At 54.6% G+C, this 20,989-nt stretch carries 20 protein-coding genes; 6 read left to right on the top strand and 14 right to left on the bottom strand.

The genetic code is table 11. From position 1 onward, the window contains the following. Positions 1–118: 118 nt before the first annotated feature. The 5 genes from GOV38_RS11870 to GOV38_RS11850 form a co-directional block, all read right to left on the bottom strand. Positions 119–826 carry an IS6 family transposase gene (locus GOV38_RS11870; protein WP_171209686.1) on the bottom strand — a complete coding sequence of 236 codons (708 nt, stop codon included), beginning with the start codon at positions 824–826 and terminating at the stop codon, positions 119–121. 92 nt (positions 827–918) lie between these two features. Then, positions 919–1,896, bottom strand: coding sequence for a 2-dehydropantoate 2-reductase (locus GOV38_RS11865; RefSeq protein ID WP_171209687.1), 978 nt, complete (start codon positions 1,894–1,896; stop codon positions 919–921). Between the two features lie 4 nt (positions 1,897–1,900). Continuing rightward, entirely contained in the window at positions 1,901–3,436 is a 1,536-nt protein-coding gene (locus GOV38_RS11860; protein WP_171209688.1) for an acyl--CoA ligase, read from the bottom strand. 60 nt (positions 3,437–3,496) lie between these two features. Beyond that, the gene (locus GOV38_RS11855; RefSeq protein WP_171209689.1) at positions 3,497–4,180 is read right to left on the bottom strand and encodes a fumarylacetoacetate hydrolase family protein; all 684 of its coding nucleotides are present in this window, start codon (positions 4,178–4,180) and stop codon (positions 3,497–3,499) included. 194 nt (positions 4,181–4,374) lie between these two features. Next, positions 4,375–5,055: a FadR/GntR family transcriptional regulator gene (locus GOV38_RS11850; RefSeq protein ID WP_171209690.1), complete on the bottom strand. Its 681-nt coding sequence runs from the start codon at positions 5,053–5,055 to the stop codon at positions 4,375–4,377. 141 nt (positions 5,056–5,196) lie between these two features. Here GOV38_RS11850 and GOV38_RS11845 point away from each other — a divergent pair, with 141 nt between their 5' ends. The 5 genes from GOV38_RS11845 to GOV38_RS11825 are packed head-to-tail and all read left to right on the top strand — an operon-like array spanning position 5,197 to position 9,939. Beyond that, on the top strand, positions 5,197–6,111 hold the full coding sequence (locus tag GOV38_RS11845; protein WP_171209691.1) for a fumarylacetoacetate hydrolase family protein: 915 nt from the start codon (positions 5,197–5,199) through the stop codon (positions 6,109–6,111). 58 nt (positions 6,112–6,169) lie between these two features. Beyond that, on the top strand, positions 6,170–7,198 hold the full coding sequence (locus GOV38_RS11840; protein ID WP_171209692.1) for an ABC transporter substrate-binding protein: 1,029 nt from the start codon (positions 6,170–6,172) through the stop codon (positions 7,196–7,198). Continuing rightward, positions 7,195–8,004, top strand: coding sequence for an ABC transporter ATP-binding protein (locus tag GOV38_RS11835; protein ID WP_170336353.1), 810 nt, complete (start codon positions 7,195–7,197; stop codon positions 8,002–8,004). Before GOV38_RS11840 ends, GOV38_RS11835 begins: the two co-directional genes overlap by 4 nt. Next, positions 8,001–8,873, top strand: coding sequence for an ABC transporter permease (locus tag GOV38_RS11830; protein WP_170716461.1), 873 nt, complete (start codon positions 8,001–8,003; stop codon positions 8,871–8,873). Before GOV38_RS11835 ends, GOV38_RS11830 begins: the two co-directional genes overlap by 4 nt. Next, on the top strand, positions 8,863–9,939 hold the full coding sequence (locus tag GOV38_RS11825) for an Ldh family oxidoreductase (RefSeq protein ID WP_171209693.1): 1,077 nt from the start codon (positions 8,863–8,865) through the stop codon (positions 9,937–9,939). Before GOV38_RS11830 ends, GOV38_RS11825 begins: the two co-directional genes overlap by 11 nt. Positions 9,940–9,981: 42 nt before the next feature. Here the strand turns inward: GOV38_RS11825 and GOV38_RS11820 are convergent, their stop codons facing one another. Both GOV38_RS11820 and GOV38_RS11815 read right to left on the bottom strand, forming a co-directional pair. Then, positions 9,982–10,656, bottom strand: coding sequence for a GntR family transcriptional regulator (locus GOV38_RS11820; RefSeq protein WP_217352084.1), 675 nt, complete (start codon positions 10,654–10,656; stop codon positions 9,982–9,984). A gap of 9 nt (positions 10,657–10,665) precedes the next feature. After that, on the bottom strand, positions 10,666–13,542 hold the full coding sequence (locus tag GOV38_RS11815; protein WP_171209694.1) for an FAD-binding and (Fe-S)-binding domain-containing protein: 2,877 nt from the start codon (positions 13,540–13,542) through the stop codon (positions 10,666–10,668). A gap of 134 nt (positions 13,543–13,676) precedes the next feature. Here GOV38_RS11815 and GOV38_RS11810 point away from each other — a divergent pair, with 134 nt between their 5' ends. After that, positions 13,677–14,840, top strand: a complete 1,164-nt coding sequence (locus GOV38_RS11810) for an alanine--glyoxylate aminotransferase family protein (protein WP_171209695.1) — start codon at positions 13,677–13,679, stop codon at positions 14,838–14,840. On the opposite strand, the gene GOV38_RS11805 is transcribed toward GOV38_RS11810, so the two are convergent. The 7 genes from GOV38_RS11805 to GOV38_RS11775 are packed head-to-tail and all read right to left on the bottom strand — an operon-like array spanning position 14,827 to position 20,989. Then, entirely contained in the window at positions 14,827–15,894 is a 1,068-nt protein-coding gene (locus GOV38_RS11805) for a cytochrome-c peroxidase (RefSeq protein WP_171209696.1), read from the bottom strand. The two genes, GOV38_RS11810 and GOV38_RS11805, sit on opposite strands and share 14 nt — an antisense overlap. A 59-nt stretch (positions 15,895–15,953) precedes the next feature. Further along, positions 15,954–16,331, bottom strand: a complete 378-nt coding sequence (locus GOV38_RS11800; RefSeq protein ID WP_171209697.1) for a hypothetical protein — start codon at positions 16,329–16,331, stop codon at positions 15,954–15,956. Then, on the bottom strand, positions 16,328–17,143 hold the full coding sequence (locus tag GOV38_RS11795) for an amidohydrolase family protein (protein WP_174838843.1): 816 nt from the start codon (positions 17,141–17,143) through the stop codon (positions 16,328–16,330). Before GOV38_RS11795 ends, GOV38_RS11800 begins: the two co-directional genes overlap by 4 nt. 12 nt (positions 17,144–17,155) lie before the next feature. Then, complete coding sequence (locus GOV38_RS11790) at positions 17,156–18,022, bottom strand: dioxygenase (protein ID WP_171209699.1); 867 nt, start codon at positions 18,020–18,022, stop codon at positions 17,156–17,158. A 10-nt stretch (positions 18,023–18,032) separates the two neighbouring features. Then, positions 18,033–19,337, bottom strand: a complete 1,305-nt coding sequence (locus tag GOV38_RS11785; protein ID WP_171209700.1) for a TRAP transporter large permease — start codon at positions 19,335–19,337, stop codon at positions 18,033–18,035. Next, complete coding sequence (locus GOV38_RS11780; RefSeq protein ID WP_171097064.1) at positions 19,334–19,885, bottom strand: TRAP transporter small permease; 552 nt, start codon at positions 19,883–19,885, stop codon at positions 19,334–19,336. Before GOV38_RS11780 ends, GOV38_RS11785 begins: the two co-directional genes overlap by 4 nt. Positions 19,886–19,915: 30 nt before the next feature. Continuing rightward, on the bottom strand, positions 19,916–20,989 hold the full coding sequence (locus tag GOV38_RS11775) for a C4-dicarboxylate TRAP transporter substrate-binding protein (RefSeq protein ID WP_171097062.1): 1,074 nt from the start codon (positions 20,987–20,989) through the stop codon (positions 19,916–19,918).

Raw genomic sequence — 20,989 nt, 5'->3', positions numbered from 1 at the left:
TTTCCCAAAAAATAGGAGGACCTGCAGATGTGGGTAGCATTCTCGACGCCCGAGGGTTCGGGCTTGGTGCTGTCAGACGAATTCGAACCAGTCTCAGTGTGCCGCCAAATCCGCGAACTTATCCGGAACAAAGTTGACGCCACTCGCTAAGAGCGGCGGAGCGTGTCAGCTTGAAGGTGTCCCGGCTGGCTAACGATCTTTCCTGGTTGAAGTGGTTGTAGACGGAGGAATGGACGGCCGCGAATTTCTGCAAACTTCGCATGCGCCTGAAACGCTGCATCGCGCGTTCGCGTCGTCGGAACGGCAGGTGCGAGTTCTCAACCCGGTTATTGAGCCACCTGCCCGTCTGCTGTTTTTCGAGAGCACCAAGCTCTCTGAGAGCAGCCCGATACGACGCGAAGCGATCCGTGACGACGTTTTCTACTTTACCATGTCGCTTCATCAATTTCTTTAGGAATTTCAGTGCTGCAGCTTTGTTTCGGCGTTTGGTGACAACGGCTTCCAGTACCTCGCCCTCACGATCGACGGCCCGCCAGAGATAATGCCGCTTGCCATTTACCCTCACGAAAACCTCGTCCAAGTGCCACTTCCATTTCGAGAATGCGCGCAGCTGCTGAACACGCTTCCGTCTGATCTCAGCAGCAAACATCGGGCCAAACCTGTTCCACCAATATCGGACAGTTTCGTGGCTCACGTCGATGCCTCGCTCGTGCAGCAGATCTTCGACATTCCGAAGCGAGAGAGGGAAACGGATGTACAGCATCACCGCAAGGCGGATGACCTCGGGACTGGTTTTGAAGTACTTAAAAGAGGCAGGTCTGGTCATGGGCAAAAGCTACGAAAGCCTCCTGCCCGCCTCAAGACAAGTTCTTCTGACAAGACCCTTCTGACAAGACCCTGGCAAGCTCCCAAAGGAAATCAATAAAGGCCCGAGACCTTTGCCCTTAGTTTTATCAGTGATGCTACGGTGTCGATTGTGGGTGTCGCGATCCCGGTGAGTTGCCCCAGTTCTTGCACAGACGTGACCAAGGCATCAATTTCCATAGGTCGATGTAACTCCAAGTCCTGCCACATAGAGGTCTTGTGTGATCCGACAGCCGCTCCGCCATCAATGCGCTTTTCAACATCAATCGGAAACCTAACCCCAAGTTTTTCAGCGATTTCCTGAGCCTCAAGCATCATTCCGCGTGCCACAGCACGTGTATCCGGATCAGTGCACAAGACATCAAGTGTTGCGTAGGTAAGGGCGGAAATCGGGTTGAACGACAGATTACCCCATAGTTTCAGCCAAATTTCGTCACGAATTCTTGGCCTTACGGGCGCACGCAACCCAGCGCCGGATAGAGCCGCCGACAACTTGGCAGCGCGGTCTGATTTAGAACCATCTGGCTCGCCCAACGAAAAACGATTGCCTTCGACATGTTTGATAGTTCCCGGAGTAACGACTTCTGCGGCTGGGTAGACGACACATCCAAGCACCCGATCCGGCCCGAAACCGTTCCATTGGACGTTACTCGGATCCACAGACGCCAACTTCGTCCCCTCAAAGGGACCATCCAGCTTGTGGAAGTACCACCAAGGTACCCCGTTCACTCCACTCACCAGTGTTGTCTCGTTCTCAATCAGTGGCTGCATTGTGTCCACGACCGCAGGTACTGAATGCGCTTTTAGTGTGATGAACACATAATCTTGCGGGCCGAGATCAGCGGCATTGTCTGAGGCGCGAATTGGCACGTTGATCGGATCCCGCCCATCCTCAAGCAGAGTCAGCCCTTTTTCTTGAATTGCCGCCAGATGGGGGCCACGCGCAACGACACTGACGTCAACGTCAGTCTGAGCGAGTTTCGCGGCGACGTAACCTCCGATGGCTCCGGCGCCAAAGATACAAACTTTCATGTGTCTAAGCCTTTGCCAGTCCCAATTTTACGGCAAGCCCGATCCTTTGTATCTTACCAGTCGCGCCTTTTGGAATCTCTTCGAGAATGACCACTGAAGCCGGAATCTTGAATTTTGCGAGCCGCGCGCCAACGTAATCTCGGACTTCCTGACCTGCAATCACCGCGCCTTCTGAGAGCACCACCGCCGCCGCTATGTCTTCTCCCAATTTTTCGTGCGGAACGGCAAAACAGACTGCCTGAGCTACTTTCGGGTGGCTCAGAAGCACGGCATCGACTTCAAGGGGGCTGATTTTTTCTCCACCGCGATTGATTAGCTCTTTGAGGCGTCCGGTCAGTCGCAGATAATTTTCTTCGTCGAATGACCCTTGATCACCGGTGCGAAACCAGAGCTTTCCATCCGCCTCAAAGAAACTATCTGCGTTTGCCTGCGGATTGCTTTCGTATCCCGGGGTCACATTTGCACCGCTGATGACGATTTCTCCGATGTCTCGGGAAGCGACTAATACATTTTCTGCTTCGTCTGCAATTCTTACCTCTGGGCCCGCTGCTACTCCGACAGATCCGGGCTTTTGCTTTTGTGGAGGAAGCGGATTGCAGCACATTTGATGAGTGGCCTCAGTCATGCCGTAGGCTTCGATGACGGGAGCTTCAAATGTGGCCACCAGCTCTTCCATGACTGGCGCAGGCAACGAGGCGGAAGAAGACCGAAGGAAGCGCAATCGTGACTGCTCGATAATTGATTGGTTTCGCGCCGCTCGTGCGAGAATAGCTTGGTGCATTGTCGGAACCGCCGTGTACCAAGTCGGATCAACCTCAGCGACCTGCGAAAAAAAACTAAGAGCGTTGAACCCAGAGGTACAACTGATTTGCGAACCAGTGCTTAAAGACGCAGCTACGGCCGCGATCAGCCCATGGATATGAAACAGCGGCATGATGCTTAGACAACGATCATCGATCGTCAGATTCAAAGACGAAGCCACATTTCGCGCGGATGCGCATATATTAGCCTGCGTCAGGGGAACGATCTTGGGACGCGAAGTTGTTCCCGACGTGTGGAGTATTAGGGCGACATCATCTTCAACCGGAGTGGATGTGTCAGCCTTGCCAATTGGGTCGCCAGACAAAATGGAAAATTGCCCAGCTGGGTGTGAATTATCGTAAGACGCCCTCAAGATGGCGATGCCAAGGTCCCTCGCCGCCATTACGGCAGGACCTTTTTCGTTCTCGGCTACAAGCAGCGCCTTGGCATTCAGGTCTTTGAGGTAAAAGACGTATTCTTCGAAAGTGTAAGCCGGGTTCAAAGGTGCTGTCGTCGCCACCTGGGCGACGGAAATGAAAGCCGTCGCCATCTCTGGGCCGTTGGGCAACACAATCGCCACTCGGTCGCCGCGACCTATTCCGATTTGATGCAAGTCCATTTTGATCTTCGCGCAAAGCTCGCGCAATCCAAGGTAGTTCAACCAAGGTCGGCCAGGAGCGCCAATGGCATCTGCGGAGTCTGCGTGGTGTGCGATCAATTCAGCGACTAAATAGGACATTCGTTTTCCGGCTATACAAACATCGGTTACTTTCGCAGAGTGAGGCCGTCACAGCACCTATTAAGTTACGCGAACGTTCAGGCTACCCAGCTTGTCAACGGCCAAGACCATAACATCCCCTTGGTCGACGGGGCCAACACCAGAGGGCGTTCCTGAAAGGATGACGTCACCGGCGGCAAGCTCGAAGTAATCGCTCAGGTAAGAGATCATCTCCGGGACTTTCCAGATCATCTGGTTCAAGTCCCCTTCCTGCCGAATTTCACCGTTCACCGTCAACGTAATCGGACCCCTGTCCAGATGCCCGACTTCTGACACCTTGTGAATTGGTCCACACGGAGCTGAGCGTTCAAACGCCTTTCCAATTTCCCAAGGGCGGCCCATTTTTTTCATCTGCCCTTGTAGGTCGCGACGGGTCATATCAAGCGAAAGACCGTAGCCAAAGACATGTTCCAGTGCTTCGTCTACCGAAATATTAGTACCGCCAGACTTGAGCGCGACATACATTTCAGCTTCGTGGTGCACATCGGAACTATGCGGAGGGTATGGGAATTCCCCCGACGGATCTAAATTATTTGGGTTCTTTTGAAAGAAGAACGGAGGTTCCCGGTTCGGGTCGTGGCCCATTTCAATCGCATGCGCCGCATAGTTTCGCCCGATGCAGTAAACACGACGAACCGGGAACATGCCGCCCCCCGCTACGGGTATTACGTGCACCTGCGGCGCGGGAATGACATGGTCGGACATCGCTTTCCTCCTGAGCGTTTGACAGCCAAAGATCGGATTTTCAAACGGTCAGATACCTTCCGATCGATGCCACGCCACATTCAAACGGACGCGGCGGCTTACCAAGTCATCGCCAAAATTCAGGCTGTTTTGCAAGACCAACGGCTACAATCTGCCCCGACCATTTCCCGAATTGGTTGAGCGCCAGCGCTACTTCAGCTGTCGGACTGGATGCTCGTAGGCAGCACCCGCGAATAAACCGATTTCAGGTGATCCACCATGGCACTGGCCGCAAGCTCACAGTCGCCCTTTGCTATGGCAGACACGATCACATCATGTTCGCTAAAGCTGGAATAGTTTTCTGCGGGCTTTAAAGTTTCGCGTGGCTGCCCCCAAACAATAGATCTTCTGACCGAATTCAAAGTCTCAAAGAAGTATAGAAAGAGCTGGTTTCGAGTAGAGCGGGCTATCGCGTAGTGCAAATTGTTGTCCCAGGCTTCGTAAGTGCGCCAATCCTGTGCCGTGCGACATTTGTCTGCGCAAAGCCTCATTTGCTCACGGTCCGAACGAGTGGAATGGAGCGCCGCCAGACGGCTAAGTTGCGGTTCGATCGTAAACCGCACCGACACAACCTGTTCAGGTTTAATCTGATTGCCCAAATAAGTTACGTCGGTGAGGTTGAGAACCGGCCTGGAACCGACAAACGTTCCCCGCCCCACATGACGCCAAATCAGTCCCTGTGCCTCAAGTTCTGCCAAGGCTCTGCGCAACTGATTGCGGGTTGTCCCAAGTTTTGAACACAGGTCACGTTCAGGCGGAAGCCTGTCATTATGCCTGTATCCGGCATTGTTAATCAGGTCGCGTACGCGCTGCGCGAGTTCGTCTGGTGCGTTCATGCCTCCACCCAATTTGGTGATTGGTTGATTGATTGAAACGCCAAGTCGGAAAAAACTCAAGGGTAAGAGGAAAGCAAAAATCGAGTCGCCGGACGAGATCCGTGCCCACAGTTTGACATCAGCACGAGGGAGGAGTGCCGAGTGCGGTTAGCAACTGTTTCCGTAGAGGGCCACGCCGTTTGTGTGGCAATACTTAGCGATGGCAGCAAGTTGGACATTCTGCGCGCAGCCCACATGCATGGCGAGTCGCTGGACGCCGGTTCAATGCAGCAGTTGATCGCAGGTGGTCAAGCTACGCTTGGAATTTTGAAAACCCTCAGCTCATCGGCTGAAGCAGGTAATCTAAAGGACGCACTGGTCCCGGATGACGCGCCGTTTTTGGCGCCAATTCCTGCTCCGCGTAAGAACGTGTTCTGTGTGGGGCGCAATTATGCTGAACACATCGCCGAGGGCGAACGGGCACAAAACCAAAAAATTGGTGTAACAGAGCATCCGGTGTTCTTTACAAAACCGCCGACCTCGATTGTGGCGCCAGAGGCAGACATTCTGATATTCCCCTCGGTCTCACATGCCATTGACTATGAAGTTGAACTGGCAGTTGTGATTGGAAAACCGGGGCGAAACATAGCCAAGGCTGACGCATACGACCATGTATACGGCTATACGATCCTCAATGACATCACCGCACGCGACATTCAACGCCGACATGGTGGGCAGTATTTCAAAGGCAAAGGTTTAGATGGGTCTTGCCCATTGGGCCCCTTCATAGTGACCGCTGATACAATCAGTGATCCGCACGCTCTATCAATCGGATTAACAGTCAACGGCGAACAGCGCCAAAACGGATCGACGTCGGACATGATTTTCGACATTCCAACGCTGATCGCATCCCTTTCAGAAGGTATGACCCTGGAACCTGGCGACGTAATCGCGACCGGCACACCGTCTGGTGTCGGATACGCCATGGACCCACCGCAGTTCCTGAAAGACGGGGACACTGTGGTTTGTGAAATTTCAGAAATCGGCACGCTCAGGAATACCGTGCGCGTCGTTTAAGTGGCTCCTGCATAGCTGAATCTGCGGGTTGCCAACCATGCAAGGGAGGAAGACTAAAATGATGAACAGAAGGACTTTCACAGCGTCCTTGCTTTCGGCGGTTCCGGTAGCAGGAGCACTAGGAACACAGGGCTTTGCGCAGGACTTGCGTAAAATTACCTTCGTGCAGCCAAGCCCTTCGGCAATCAATTCATTTCCGGTTTTTGTCGCCATCGGCGAAGGTTATTTCGCTGACGAAGGGTTGGATGTGACCGTCGAGGCGATCAACGGCTCAGGAGCCGTGCTTCAAGCATTGTCCGCCGGACAGGCTCACTTCGGTCGCCCCGGTCCTGGCCCCTTAATTGCCGCACGGTCGCGGGATGTAGATGCCGTACACATCTACAACGTTGCGGCACGCAGCAACTTTGGCATAGCCGTGCCAGAAGACTCTGACATCCAAAGTGTTGAAGATCTTCGAGGTAAAGTTATCGGAACAGGTACGGCCGATGGCGCAGAAGTCGGCTTTGCGCGTAACGTGATGACCGGAGCAGGCATGAAAGAGGGTGAAGACTTTACCTTCCTTACCGTCGGCGACGGTGGCCCGGCGACCGCGGCTTTCCTAAACGGCGAAATCGACGCTTACTCTGCTTCGACGGCTGACACGGCAATTCTGAACCAGCGCGGAATGGCGGTGCGTGACATCACGCCTGCGGAGTTCGGGCGTTTCTTCGGTAACGGCATCGCCACAATGGCTGACACAATCGCCAACGACCGTGAATTGGTCGAAGCTTGGAGCCGCGCGTTCGCACGTGGTCATGCATTTGCACTGGATGATGCCAACCGTGAAGCTGTTTTGAAGCATTTGGCGGATGGCAACCCGCAGGAAGGCGAGGACAAGGAGTTCCAGTCAGCACTGTTCGATGCCGTACGCTCGAAAACTATCGCGGCGGATCCGAGCAATGGCCTGGGATGGTACCCCGCCGAAGTTTGGCAGGAATGGCAAGACGCACTTGTTGCAGGGGGCGAAATCCCAGGGCCGCTGGATGACCTGAGCGCTGCTTGGACCAACGAGTTTGCTGCCATCGGCAACGCGGCTGTCAGCAAATGAACGCTGTAGTCACACATGAGTTTTCCGGCGCGCCTTTGGGCACGCCGGTCTATGAGTTGACCCATGTAAGCAAGACTTATGCACGCAATCTTGTTGTCGCTCTCGAGGACATCAATCTGACGCTTCGGAAAGGAAGCTTCACATCTGTCATCGGGTCCAGCGGGTGCGGCAAGTCAACGCTACTAAAGATCATGGCGGGTCTGATCCCGCCCACCAAAGGGCGTGTAATCCTTCAGGGGCAACCAGTCACTGGGACCCGCCGGGACATCGGTATGATGTTTCAGCAAGCGACGCTTTTCCCCTGGAAAACAGCGGTGGAAAACATCGTCTTGCCAATTGAGATCCGCGATGGAAAAGCGGCGGCCAAGCAAGCTATGGCCAAGGCCCACGAGCTTTTAGACATCGTTGGTTTGCAAGGATTCGAAAACGTATATCCGAACGAGTTGTCGGGCGGCATGGCGCAGCGCGCTTCGATATGCCGTATGCTGATCACTGAACCAGCCGTACTTTTGATGGACGAACCCTTCAGCGCCCTCGATGAATTGTCGCGCGACATGATGAATATGGAGTTGCAGCGGATTTGCCGGGAACAGGATGCGACTGCTTTTCTTGTGACGCACTCCATTCAGGAAGCTGTTATCTTGTCTGACGAAATCGTCGTCTTGAAGCCGCGCCCAGGCAGGATTGCTGAAATCGTTGAGGTCGACCTGCCACGCCCACGAACACTCGATATGATGACGACACCCAAATTCGGCGCTATCGTAGACTACATTCGCAGCCTCCTGGATAAGGGAGAAGAAATGTGAGCGAAGTTCAGAACTACTCACCTTCCGTAAAAGAAGCTGACTCCTCAGAAGACACTGTATGGGAGCAGAAAGTTCACTTTATCGACTCGGTCCCTCGCTGGCTGGCGATGACCTTTGTTTTCGTGGTCTTCGTTGGTACCTGGCAAATTGTGACTAGCCTCAAGCTGGTCTCTCCGATCATTCTGCCGACGCCAATGGAAACCCTCAAAGATATGATCTTCGTAGGGCAAAACCTTATGACCGGCGGGTATATGCTTGGGGCGCTGTGGATCACCATAAAGGAAGTCATCTATGGCTTTGCGCTGGCAATCGCGATCGGGTTTTCGCTGGGCGTTCTGGTTGGCGAAACGGCTTTTGGGGAGAAGGCAGTAATGCCTTACTTGGTGTCAATCGATACGATGCCAAAAGTCGCGTTCGCTCCTCTCTTCGTAGCTTGGTTGGGCTTTGGCATTGAATCCAAGGTGGCACTTGCCGCCTTTATCGCAACATTTCCGATTGTCGTTGGTACCGCGGCCGGACTTCACGCCGCCGACGAAAACGCGCGCATGTTGTTCAAGACGATGGGCGCCAGCCGGATGCAGACTTTGATCAAGATGAAGCTGCCAACCGGTCTGCCGCAGATATTCACCGGCCTTAAGATCGGAGCAGTCGGGGTTATGGCGGGCGCGATTACAGGAGAGTTCCTGGGCGGCGGGAAGGGATTTGGTGAGCTGATCCGTGTGGCAGCCTCGCAGCTCAATACTCCGCGCGTTTTCTCGTTGATCCTGTATCTCAGCCTCGTCGGCCTGGCCGTTTTTGCAACAGTGGTTTGGACCCAGCGCAAACTAGTGTTCTGGCATAAAGAGCAGGTTGGCAGAGATGACTTCTGAGCCTTTGAAAATTAACTGCCAGACCTTACGTGAGTTTGTGGCGAGCGCGCTCGAAACTCGAGGTGTGCCAAAAGCGGATGCGGATCAGGTGGCCTCGACGATGGTTGAGGCCGACATATTCGGATATTCCACCCACGGGGTCTTTCGCCTGCGCCAGTACCTTGCCCGATTGGCCGGAGGCGGGTGCAACGCCACGCCAAACGTTGCCGTCATACATCAGACAGTCGCAACCGCGTTGATTGACGGCGATGACGGCATTGGGCATTTGGCTATGACGGTGGCGCGAGATCTTGCAATAGAAAAGGCGAAAGAGGTCGGCATCGGATGGGTTGGTGTTCGGCGCGGCAATCATGCAGGACCGCTGGCACTTTATGTGCGCCCGCAAGCCGAGGCTGGGTTGCTTGGTATGGCCGCGGCGGTGGGCAGTGCAAACCACGTACCGCCCTATGGCGGAAGCGACTTGCTTCTTGGCACCAATCCCATCGCATTCTCTGCCCCTGCCGATGGCCCGGACCCGTTTGTGTTTGATATGGCGACGACCGTTGCCGCGATGGGTAAGATCAAAACCCTGTTGCAGCAAGGCGAACCTATGCCCGAAGGTTGGATGGTTGGGCGTGATGGCAATCCGTTAACGGACCCTGCCCGCAAATCAGAAGGGTTTCTTTTGCCGATCGGAGGTCCGAAGGGTTTCGGCCTTTCCGTGGCTATCGGGCTGATGGCCGGGGTGCTGAATGGCGCAGCATTCGGCTCTGACGTGGTCAATTTCACCTCGGACACTACTTCATCCACAAACACCGGCCAGTTCGTTATGGCGCTCAATCCGGCAGCCTTTGGGATGGGCAATGACTTTGCTTCTAACGCAGCCCGCGTCTTCTCTGAAATGCGCGCATCCGCCCCCCTGCCCGGTCATGACCCGGTACGCCTGCCCGGAGACGGAAAAACGGCTGCAGCTGAGGCCCTTCGCAAAGACGGTGTAAGCCTCAACCCCGCTCTTTGCCGAGACCTCAACAATCTCGCCCTGGACTGTGGACTGACTCCCCCGTTTCCTGATGTTAACACTGACTAGCGGCATATCTGAGGGCAGCCGGACTGCACTTTTGACCAGGGTTTAGCGAGGCGTCACTTCTGGCTTCAGCGCTTTTACAAGCGCCGAAAGTTTGTTCATCATGTGAAGTTTCATTGCCTTACCAAGCCCATCTGCATCTCGGGCCTTGAGCAACTCCATCATGGCTTCATGTTCGTCAATTGCCTGTGCCCAACGCTCGTCCGACAAGTTGGCCAAAAAACGTGCACGGCGGACCCGCGCGGCCAAAAGCTTGTGGTGGTTTTCCAGTATGTCGTTTCGCGCGCCCTTTATAAGTGCCTGATGGATGTCTTGATTGGCTGTAAAGTACGCCTGTCGATCACGCGCTTCGTACGCGCTCAGCATATCCTTGTGGCTACCGTCAATCCGTTGAATTTCCGCAACGTCTATTTGCTGACACGCTAGTTCCCCCGCCAGTTGCTCAAGCGCTGCGAGCACTGGAAACGTGTTTTCCAATTCTTCCCTCGTAACACTCGCGACACGGGCACCCCGGTTGGCTTGAAGCACCACAAAGCCTTCGGATGCAAGAACCTTTAGGGCCTCTCGCAATGGTGTCCGGGAAACACCCAATGAGTCGCAAAGCTGTTTCTCGGGCACTTTCTCACCCGGCTTCAAAACGTCTTCGACGACAAGATTGCGCAAGCGTTCGACCAACTCTTCATGTAGGGTCGGGCGATTAATGCTATCCATCAGGTTCATATCCACATCCTAATATTCAAGGACCATATCCAGCAGGCGCGCGACGTGCATCGCTTGGCGCTGCGTACCTTCGGCGATTTGGTGGCGGCATGATGTTCCATCCGCAACAACAATTGCATCCGTAGGCGCCGCCTCTAAAGCTGGAAACAGGTCGAGCTCTGCCATCTTGATCGAGACATCAATAGTACCGGGCGCGTATCCAAACGCCCCGGCCATACCACAACAACTGCTTTCGATCATGTGAACCTGTGATGCGGGAATACGCTTAAGTAAGTTGAGCATCGGTGTAACGGCATCGTGTGCTTTCTGGTGGCAATGACCATGCACATAAATGGGGCGATCTACCGATTTTAGAGGCAGATCCGGCTGTTTGGCCAGAAACTCCTCAAAGGTATGAGAGGCTTTGGATAGCAACTCCGCATCCCGCCCCGGACAAAGAGCCAAATATTCGTCCCGGAATGTGAGGATAGAAGAAGGTTCGAGACCGACTACCGGTATGCCCTGTGCAGCTGCTTCTCGCGTCGCGTCAATCACACGCTGTGCCTCGTGACGCGCCTCTTCCACGCAACCCTCAGCCAAAAGAGTGCGCCCGCAATCCAGCGGCCTTCCTGTTTGGTCATCTCTTGCTATGGCAACCCGAAGCCCTAGCGCACGCAGAACCCGGACAGCGGCGCGCAGATTGTCTGGCTCGAAATATCGGTTGAACACATCGGCAAACAGAAGCACCTGCGGATCTATGTCTTGGGCCTCGACATCCCGGAACGGGTCGGAGGACCACACTGGCAGGTCACGTCGCGCCGAAATTCCAGTTGGTTTCTCCAACAGCTTGCGCAAGGGCCCAATTTTGTTCCGAGCATTCAATAACCACGCGACTTTTGCAGCTTTTGGCGCATATCTCGGCAGATAAGCTATTAACTTATCAGCCAATGTCAGCCCGTCTTTTTTGCGCTTTGCTGAAAGTACTTCGATCTTCATGCGGGCCATATCGACGCCAGTCGGGCATTCACGCGCACAAGCCTTGCAAGACACGCAGTATTCCATCGTGTCCTGCATTGCGTCTGAAGTTAAACCACCCGGCAACTGCCCGCTGATGGCAAAACGCAACGTGTTTGCTCGCCCACGTGTGGCATCACGCTCGTTTCTCGTCGCACGGAAGGAAGGACACATTACTCCGCCCTTGAGCTTGCGACACGCACCGTTGTTGTTGCACATCTCGACGGCACCCTGAAATCCTCCTCCGGCACCCGGCCAAGCGGACCAGTCCAGCGCCGTTTCGAATTCAGGAACTGAGTAGTCCGGGCTGTAGCGGAATAGGAGGCGATCATCCATGGCAGGCGCGTGCACGATTTTGCCGGGGTTCATTAGCCCGGCAGGGTCAAACCGGGCCTTAACCTGTTCAAACGCGGAAACGATACGAGGGCCGAACATCTTTTCATGAAACTCTGATCGCACGATCCCATCACCGTGTTCGCCTGAATGAGACCCTTTGTATCTCTTGACTAGATCAAAGGTCTCTTCGGCAATCGCCCTCATTGTCCGGACGTCTTTGTCCTGCCGCATGTTCAGGACAGGACGAACATGGAGACACCCGACTGAGGCATGCGCGTACCATGTCCCTTTTGTGCCGTGCCGGGTAAAAATTTCGGTCAGGCCAGCGGTATAATCGGCGAGATCAGGCAAAGGGACGGCGCAATCTTCCACAAAAGAGATCGGTTTGCCGGCCTCCTTCATCGACATCATAACGTTCAACCCGGATTTTCGGTATTCGGCGATCGAGTTTTGCAGTTTGGTATCAGTAACTGATACAACCCCGCCCCAACGGTTTTCAGTCCCACTGAAATCAAACCCGAGATCTCCCATCAGTTGCGATAGCTCGACCAGCTTTGCAGCATTGGCGTCAGCGCTACCCTCAGCAAACTCCACTAACAACAACGCTTCAGGGCTGCCTTCTACAAACGCCTCAATCGTACTGCGGAACAATGGGATATCTCTCCCCAACGCAATCATGGTGTCGTCGATCAATTCCACCGCCTGCGGCTTGAGCGTCACGAGGTGCTGTGTTGCCTCCATCGCAGCACGGAACGTCGGGAAATGACACACGCCGACAACTTTCTCGCCCGGCAAGTGAGCAAGGTTCAGTTCCAATTCAGCGAAATAGGCCAGAGTGCCTTCTGACCCCACCAGCAAATGAGACATGTTGACGTCGTTGCCGACAAGCGCATCGATGTTATACCCGCCCACACGACGCTGGAGATTGGGAAACCGGGCGTCAATTTCCGCAGCCTCGCGACGCCCCAGAGCACGCATGTCCCCAACAAGATCGGCATAATCTCCAGATGCCGTCGTATCGGCGCTGAACCGTGCTTCCATACCATCGCTGAGGATTGCACTTATTGCACGGACGTTATCGCGCATGATCCCGTAGCGCAGGGATTTTCCACCAGAAGAGTTGTTGGCGGCCATTCCTCCAAGCGTGCAACGCGACGCGGTCGAGGGGTCTACGGGAAACCATAAGCCATATTGCTTTAGTGACTGGTTCAACTGATCCAGAACAACGCCGGGCTGAACACGCGCGACACGGTTCTCAACGTCCACGTCAAGAACACGATTCAAGTGCTTGGTGTTGTCTAAGACAACGCTTTGATTGACCGTTTGCCCACATTGCGATGTGCCGCCGCCGCGCGGAAGAACGGAGCATCCTTCGTCGCGCGCTACAGACATCACGGCCTGCACGTCCTCTTTGTTTCGGGGAATGACCACGGCGTCCGGCATCATCTGATAGATCGAAGCGTCAGTCGAGTATCGTGCGCGTGATGCCGGGTCAGCCATCACCTCGCCTTGGACGTCAGACATCAGTCGGCGATGCAACGATCCATTCTCAAGCATCGGGTTCGCCTTCCCTTCCCAACTAGCCAATTAGAAGCTTCACTTCACCGTTGACTGAATAATGAATTCATAATTAACTTTTGCCAATAGGTAATTGCGCCACTGTTTCGGCGCCAGCGGAAGGATCAGTTCAGATGCGCCAGGCGGGCAGACATTTTTTGCAAATCCCAGGGCCAAGTGCCGTTCCGGAACGCATCCTGAAGGCCATAAGCATGCAGACCATCGATCACCGGGGGCCAGATTTTGCAGAAGTAGGCCACAAAGCCCTCGCTGGGATGAAAACAATTTTCAAGACAGAACAAAACGTCTTTATCTATCCTTCATCCGGTACAGGCGCGTGGGAAGCTGCGCTTGTGAACACAGTGTCGCCGGGCGGAAATGTTCTCATGTACGAAACAGGACATTTCGCATTCATGTGGTGCAATTTGGCTGAAAAAATTGGGTTACAGCCAGAGTTGATTGAAGGGGATTGGCGTGGCGGTGCGGACCCCAATCAGATAGAAGACCGCTTGCGCGCGGACAGTCAGCACGAGATCAAGGCGGTATGCGTCGTCCACAATGAAACTTCTACCGGGTCAGTCTCGCCTATTGAGGAAGTGCGCAGGGCAATAGACACGGCGAAACACCCTGCCCTTCTTTTGGTTGATTCAATCTCTGGCCTTGCATCGATCGATTTCAGGTTCGATGATTGGGGCGTTGATGTCTGCGTCTCAGGCTCGCAAAAAGGACTGATGCTGCCGCCAGGCCTGAGCTTCAACGCTGTGAGCGATCGTGCTCTGGAACATTCAAAATCCGTGACCATGCCACGCAGCTATTGGAATTGGCAGGATATGGTCGAGCCGAACCAGAAAGGGTTCTTCCCTTATACCCCTGGCACCAATCTTATCTATGGATTGAATGAGGCCATCGATATGTTGCACGAGGAGGGGCTGGAGAACGTATTCGCTCGTCATGCCCGCCACGGAGCCGCGACTCGAGCTGCCGTGCAAGCATGGGGGCTTGAGGTATTGTGTGCCCGCCAAGGTCAGGAGTCAGGCGTACTGACCGCTGTCAAAGTGCCTGAGGGACATTCTGCTGATGCCTTTCGTGCGACGGCGCTGGAGCACTATGATATCTCACTCGGAAATGGTCTATCCAAAGTAGCCGACAAGGTATTCCGAATAGGTCACTTGGGCGATTTCAACGACCTGATGTTGATGGGCACACTCTCAGGCGTAGAAATGGGACTCGCCAAAAGCGGCGTGCCGCACACTACAGGCGGTACTCAGGCTGCATTGGAGTATCTCAAGGCCGCGTAGCGCCGGACAGAGTCTCCAAAAACTTAACCAGGTCTGCAATCTCCTGCTCGGATAAATTCAGTTCAGAGAGTATGGCTTCGCCATCGGCGTGAAGCCTTTCTACATCAATTTCGTTATAGTGTCGGACCACGGCGTCCAGATCATCCAGGCTGCCGTCATGCATGTAGGGGGCGGTTTCGGCCACACCTCGAAGGCTGGGAGTACGAAAGGTTCCAAAATCGGAATGGCTCCTGCGTACATTTCGGACCGCCCACGCGCCTTGCTTTTCCGGATCGTCAGTCCAGTCTCCGTCCAATGTGAAAGGGCTGGAGAGCAAAAAGTTCAGCCCTCCGAACCGGCCATCGTCGACTTCGGTTTCACTCAGAAAATATGGCACGCCCGCGTCGTGGAATTCGTTGTTGGAAAATCTCGGGCCATTATGGCAGAACGCGCAATTCCCGCGCCCTAAAAACAGCTGAAGACCTCGCTGGGCTGCTTCGGGATAGTACGCAGCCGCTGGAAAATCTCGACGCTCTAAGGCATCGCGAAAATCGTCAAACTGCGTCCGTTCGGTAACCAAGTTCTCCAAGTAAGCCGAAAGAGCTTTTGCTGTATTCACAAGAACAAGCTCTGGGTCTTGATCTTGCATGACGCCATAAATAGCTTCAAAGTCATCAAGGTAGGCACTCTCGGAGATGGCTGTCTTTAGGCTTGCTTTGGTATGCGCCATCTCTTCAGCTTCGATGATCGGATGCAGACTGGCCGCCCAAAGACTGTCGCTCTTGCCTACCCATCCGTACCAGCGGAGACCAGCCAGGTTTCGCAGTGATGGTGAGTTCCTGTCCAACAGAACACGCCCAATCGCCCGCGCCTCCTGCGTGGTAAATGCCTGTTCAGGATCATGACAACTTGCACAAGCAAATGCGCCGTCGACCGACAGCACGGGATCATTGAACAAGGCTCTTCCCAGCGCAATCGCTCGGGGATCGTTTGAAACCCTGTTGCTTGGATCAGGTTGGAACGATGGTGGCCACGGCCCAAAGGACAGCGTTTGTTGGATTTCGTCTTCTGACAATAGGACTTCTGCACGCACCGAACTCGTCAGTATGACTAGCGAAGCTGTCACCCACAACTTCATTTCAGCGCAATGTCAAAGGTGTAGGATACCGATTGCCCGTTGTATTCGAAGTCCACTTGAAGCTCCCACATTCCCGGCATGTGAAACAGCATATCATCAACACGGAACACACCGTCGCCTTTTGCAGTGACGACTGGAAGGTAGTTCATCCCGTGTTGGTGAGCAGGCATGATTGCATCGACGCGCATATCACTCACGGCAATTTCGCTGCACACAGTGAGGAGTATTGAAAACGGTTGAGCCAACGGAATTTCGTTGACAGTCACATGCACAGCAGGCGCGTTCTGAATTTCCGAACCCATCCGTTGCCCGGTCGCCTCACAAGCGACGGCAGCGCCGGAAGATACTAGAAACCAGACGAGCCAGCGGATCATTTTGTTGCCAGCAATCGTTCTGCGTTGGCATAAGCAATGTTGTCCGCTATCTGGTCTGGAAGCAAATCCAGCCATGCGCGCGAAAAATCTGCGTGCGGGCCAACGTAATACCAGCGCTCCGGCGCAAATGTATCGGTACCGACCATAAACCGATCAGGATGGGCTTCGAACGCAGCTTGCCAATCCGGATCGACACGGCCCCGCGAGACCATGTCGGAACGGAACGCCAGATCGGCCCAAAGCCGGGGATACGCATTTAAAGCCTCGACAACCTTTCCCGGATCGTCAAAGCCAGAATGTGCCCACAATACCCGAGCCTCCGGCCAGGTTTCGAAGATCAGGTCAACCGCGTCGCGATCACCGTGATGGTGCAGAATTAAGTTCCGTTCCTTCGCCAGTGCGATCATACGCTGGATAACCGGCGTTTTGATATCGTCCCCATAGGCGTGAAACTCGCCGATGGCTTCGTAGGCGTTCTTCGACAGATTTGCTTCCAGATAATCGATTACTGTTTCGTCGTGCATCCAGGTGTTGATCTCACCGCGACGACGATAGGGACGAAGTGCCGGAACAACGATGTCCGGCGCTGCAGCCAAAAGCAGTTGCGTTCCGCTATCGTCCGAGCTGGAAACCAGGGCTTTCCGCACGCCTGCATCCCGCAGGATTTTGGCCACTTGTTCGGGCGGAACCAGTTTCACGGCATCATGGCTGTAGTGAATATGTGCATCGAAAATCGGTCGCTCATCGGCGATGGCCACTCCGCTGACTAGCGCTGCACATACAATGAATATGTATTTTAGCACTTCAAGCATCCTCCATAGCGTTCAGTCCCGAGCAAGCGTGACGTCGAAATTCACGTGCAGGTAAGGTTCAGTGATCCTACCAGAAAGTGCCATGTCATCGGGAAATTCCGAAGCTGGTCGTTCAATATACGTCATCACCAGATCGTCTCGAACACCAAAGACCGTATCCTGATCCAGATAGGGATCGTCGTCCGGAAAAATCTCGGTCACGAGTGAGCGATAGCCGGGGGCTTTGACGATAAAGTGCAGGTGTGAGGGCCTCCACGGATGGCGACCACAAGCACGCAGAATATCGCCAACTGGCCCGTCAGACGGCACAGTGTATTCAACTGGCTTTACTGTGGTGAACGCGTATCTGCCATCGCCACCAACTGTCATCAACCCGTGGAAAGAGTAGGTGTCCTGTTCTTCATCCTGGCTGGCGTAGAGGCCGTTGGGTGCCGTTTGCCAGATGTCGAGTTCTGCTCCTGCAATTGGATTGCCCGCTGTGTCTCGAATGATGCCTTCAGCAAGCAGAACCGGCCCGCCGTAGTGTCGTTTCATATCCCCACCTATGGGCAGCGGAGGTGCGCCGGATACATGAAACGGGCCCAACACCGACGAACTTGTTGCGTCTGGACTTGAATGCAGCATGTCCACCAAAGAAGACAGGCCCAGGACGTCCGACGCCAGCACAAACTCGTGCCGGTCCTCGGTTTCCACAGCGGCACAGCCCTCGAGAAACGCAATCCCAGCGCGCCATTCGTCATGCGTCAGGTTGGTTTCGCGCGCGAAGTCATGAAGGTGTTTGACAAGTGACCCCATGATTTCTCGCATCCTCGGATCGGTGTCCTTGGACAGGTATCCCATGAACACGTCGGTGATATTGTCTTTGGTGACAGAGCGCATCTGGGTCTCCTTAAATCAGGGCAAGGCTGAGGATCGGGAATTCGATCAGAATGAACAGAACGATCAGCATCACGAACGCAAAGGGAAGTGCGCCCATGAACACATCCTTGAGCGATATTCGGTCATCGTTGATCGTCGATTTGATGACGAAGCAGGATATGCCCAAAGGCGGGGTCAAAAGCCCGATTTCGGCGCCGACCACAGTGATAATGCCAAACCAAATCAACGACATGTCCAGGGCTTCGGCCATAGGCAGGAACAGCGGGACGACGATCAGAATGATGGACGCTGTATCGAGCAAAGTTCCCAGAAAAAGCATCAAGAGAACGTAGAGCAGCATGATCGACCAGAAGGACGCCGAATTCCCAGCGAGCAATTCCTGCAACTGGTTGGGTAGCCCTGCAAGCCCCAGCATCCGGCTATAGATCGAAGCCGCAGTGATCAGGAACAGGATCGCCGCTGTAATGTGGCCGGTTTCCAGCAGGGCGTCCCAGAAGGCTCTGGGCGTCATGGATTTGCGCGCCACAGCAATGATAAGCGCAACCAGCGCTCCGGCTGCTCCGGCCTCGACCGCGGTTAGCCACCCGGTGTAAATCCCGCCGAGTACGACTGTGATAATGAACAGTGTCGGCAGGGTTTTCGACGCAACCTCGCGGCCGGACATCCATTCAGTGTCTTCCACGACCCGACCACCAACAAAAGCTGGCGTAAAACGGCCCATAACCCAGATCGCGGCGACGTAGGCAATGGCCAGCATGATCCCCGGAATGACGCCAGCCAGGAACATATCGCCCACGGATTGTTCGGCGACAAAAGAATAGATGATCAGCATGGCCGAAGGCGGGATGATCATACCCAAGACCGAAGACCCGGCGACCACCCCGACAGCAAAGCGCGGGTTGTAAGCCTGCGCCATCATCTGAGGAACCGAGACTTTGGTGAACACGGAAGCGGAGGCTATTGAAGACCCGGTTACGGCTGCAAAGACGGCGTTGGCTCCGACGGTTGCCATGCCGATGCCGCCTTTGACCTTGCGAAACCGCATGGTCATGACTTCGTAGATGTCCTTGCCCAATCCGGCCTTCGAGACAATGAGACCCATAAAGGTGAACAGCGGAATGGTCGCGAAACTGTACTCCATCGCGCTGTCGCCCACCGCAACCTTCAGCAGGTTGAGCGCAAGCGTGAAGTTGTCTCGCATCAGCCAGATCGACACGAAGGAGACCACACCCAAAGCAATCGGAATGTAGACGCCCGCGTAAATCAGAAAGACTATGGCAACAACCGAGATCAGGCCAATCTCAATCGGCGTCATTCTGCGACCTCGTCATGCTCTGGGGTGCGAATAAGTTGCGGGCGGTCCTGCGCCGTGACGACCTTGAGCAGGAAGATCACGCAGGCAAGCGCAGTACCACACGCGATGACCAGTTTGACCGGCCACCAAGGCAATGTGAAAAGACCGGGCACTCCGAAGTAGTCCTGTGTCTCCCACATGTGAAGAAATTCTGGGAAGGTTACATAGGCGATCAAGGCCATGAAGATTGCCGAAATGGCGTTGATGATGCGCCTCAGGTTGGCTGTCAGAACGGGGCGACGATGGTGTAGCAGGTTCAGAAACCCATCTGAGCGCGTCAATCGATCCACTCTGACAACGTCGGCCAGCTGCAGGAACACGATCATCACGACCGAGAATTGCACCATCTCGTAGGTGCCGCGCAGTGGGGCCGAAAACAGGCCCCGCGCAATGACGTCAACATTCAGAACGACCACCAACGCTAGGACGACAAGCGTACCCAATGCATTGGCGACGATAGCAAGCGAATTGGCGACCCGCGACAAGCCAGCAACTGCGGTCTTCAGCATGAAAGGCCCCTTTCGTGGATCGCCAGCCAGTTATTCGGCCGTCCAGTCCCGCACACCAGTGAAACCGGCATCCTGAAGCTTGCCGAGATAAGCGGCCAGCATATCTGTACCCTGCTCGCCGTTCTCATTCAGCGTTGCAGCCCATTCCTGCGCAACATTGGGCATCGCATTTGCCCACGCAGCGCGGTCTTCGTCCGAGATTTCAATGATCGATCCGCCAGCTTCAACAAATGCATCTCGCGATGCAGCGGCTCGATCCATTGCAATACCTGCCACGTGGTCACGGTAGTCGATAGCCACGGCCTGTAGTACTTCTTTGACCTCATCGGGCAGACTCGCCCAGTAGTCGGCATTGACGGTGACTGTTTTTGTATTCACCGCACCAAGATCTGCCTTCAACATGTAAGGGGCCACTTCGACGATTTTGAACGTCTTGGAAGCTTCCGGCCAAATCATTACGCAATCGACAAGGCCGGTTTGAACCATGTTGTAGAAATCAGTGAGGCCTCCGCGTACGCCCGCCGCGTCCTTGATCCCCTCGAGATAGCGTAAATTCAGGCCGGCACCCGCGATCTTGCGTCCTTCAAGATCTGCAACTTTCTCAACCGGCTCTGAGCAGAACATCTGATATGTGTCGAGCACAACGCCCGTCGCCAGATAAACCTGATTTTGCGCAGCAAACTCATTCTGCATAGCCGGGTATTCTCGCGCGATCTCGTCAACTGCCTTGGCCACTGCACGAGCATCCGACGCGACGAATGGTGTCGAGCCCGAGATTCCCTGGCTGGGCAGCTTGGACGAATGGAAGATGGTTGTGACGATGCCAATGTCGCCCAAACCCAACTGTATGCCTTCCAGAACACCTTTGGGTTTTACAATAGAACCGCCATAGTTCTCCTGCCAGTTCATCTTGTAATTGCCGGACTCGGCCAACCGCTTATTCACTTCAGGAATAAAGAAGTTGGTGAATTCCTTCACCCATAAGGCCCGATCTGGGTACCCATCAATCACAACAGCTGAAATGGTCTCTTCTGCCGCGAGGGGCATCGCCATGACACCTGCCAGAGCAGCGCCCACTAGGCTGCGTTTGGTCCAGTTTTTCAT

This window comes from Ruegeria sp. HKCCA5839, assembly GCF_013035585.1.
GTDB lineage: Bacteria > Pseudomonadota > Alphaproteobacteria > Rhodobacterales > Rhodobacteraceae > Ruegeria.
Note: the sequence above shows the minus strand (reverse complement) of the source record. Positions and strands in the feature narration are given on the sequence as shown.

What these genes read in the sequence shown, in the direction of transcription:
- GOV38_RS11865 (WP_171209687.1), bottom strand. Translation starts at nt 1,896, where the DNA reads ATGAAAGTTTGTATCTTTGGCGCCGGAGCCATCGGAGGTTACGTCGCC.
- GOV38_RS11840 (WP_171209692.1), top strand. Translation starts at nt 6,170, where the DNA reads ATGATGAACAGAAGGACTTTCACAGCGTCCTTGCTTTCGGCGGTTCCG.
- GOV38_RS11785 (WP_171209700.1), bottom strand. Translation starts at nt 19,337, where the DNA reads ATGACGCCGATTGAGATTGGCCTGATCTCGGTTGTTGCCATAGTCTTT.
- GOV38_RS11810 (WP_171209695.1), top strand. Translation starts at nt 13,677, where the DNA reads ATGCGCCAGGCGGGCAGACATTTTTTGCAAATCCCAGGGCCAAGTGCC.
- GOV38_RS11870 (WP_171209686.1), bottom strand. Translation starts at nt 826, where the DNA reads ATGACCAGACCTGCCTCTTTTAAGTACTTCAAAACCAGTCCCGAGGTC.
- GOV38_RS11825 (WP_171209693.1), top strand. Translation starts at nt 8,863, where the DNA reads ATGACTTCTGAGCCTTTGAAAATTAACTGCCAGACCTTACGTGAGTTT.
- GOV38_RS11815 (WP_171209694.1), bottom strand. Translation starts at nt 13,542, where the DNA reads ATGCTTGAGAATGGATCGTTGCATCGCCGACTGATGTCTGACGTCCAA.
- GOV38_RS11860 (WP_171209688.1), bottom strand. Translation starts at nt 3,436, where the DNA reads ATGTCCTATTTAGTCGCTGAATTGATCGCACACCACGCAGACTCCGCA.
- GOV38_RS11835 (WP_170336353.1), top strand. Translation starts at nt 7,195, where the DNA reads ATGAACGCTGTAGTCACACATGAGTTTTCCGGCGCGCCTTTGGGCACG.
- GOV38_RS11780 (WP_171097064.1), bottom strand. Translation starts at nt 19,885, where the DNA reads ATGCTGAAGACCGCAGTTGCTGGCTTGTCGCGGGTCGCCAATTCGCTT.
- GOV38_RS11820 (WP_217352084.1), bottom strand. Translation starts at nt 10,656, where the DNA reads ATGAACCTGATGGATAGCATTAATCGCCCGACCCTACATGAAGAGTTG.
- GOV38_RS11795 (WP_174838843.1), bottom strand. Translation starts at nt 17,143, where the DNA reads ATGCTTGAAGTGCTAAAATACATATTCATTGTATGTGCAGCGCTAGTC.
- GOV38_RS11800 (WP_171209697.1), bottom strand. Translation starts at nt 16,331, where the DNA reads ATGATCCGCTGGCTCGTCTGGTTTCTAGTATCTTCCGGCGCTGCCGTC.
- GOV38_RS11790 (WP_171209699.1), bottom strand. Translation starts at nt 18,022, where the DNA reads ATGCGCTCTGTCACCAAAGACAATATCACCGACGTGTTCATGGGATAC.
- GOV38_RS11775 (WP_171097062.1), bottom strand. Translation starts at nt 20,989, where the DNA reads ATGAAAAACTGGACCAAACGCAGCCTAGTGGGCGCTGCTCTGGCAGGT.
- GOV38_RS11855 (WP_171209689.1), bottom strand. Translation starts at nt 4,180, where the DNA reads ATGTCCGACCATGTCATTCCCGCGCCGCAGGTGCACGTAATACCCGTA.
- GOV38_RS11850 (WP_171209690.1), bottom strand. Translation starts at nt 5,055, where the DNA reads ATGAACGCACCAGACGAACTCGCGCAGCGCGTACGCGACCTGATTAAC.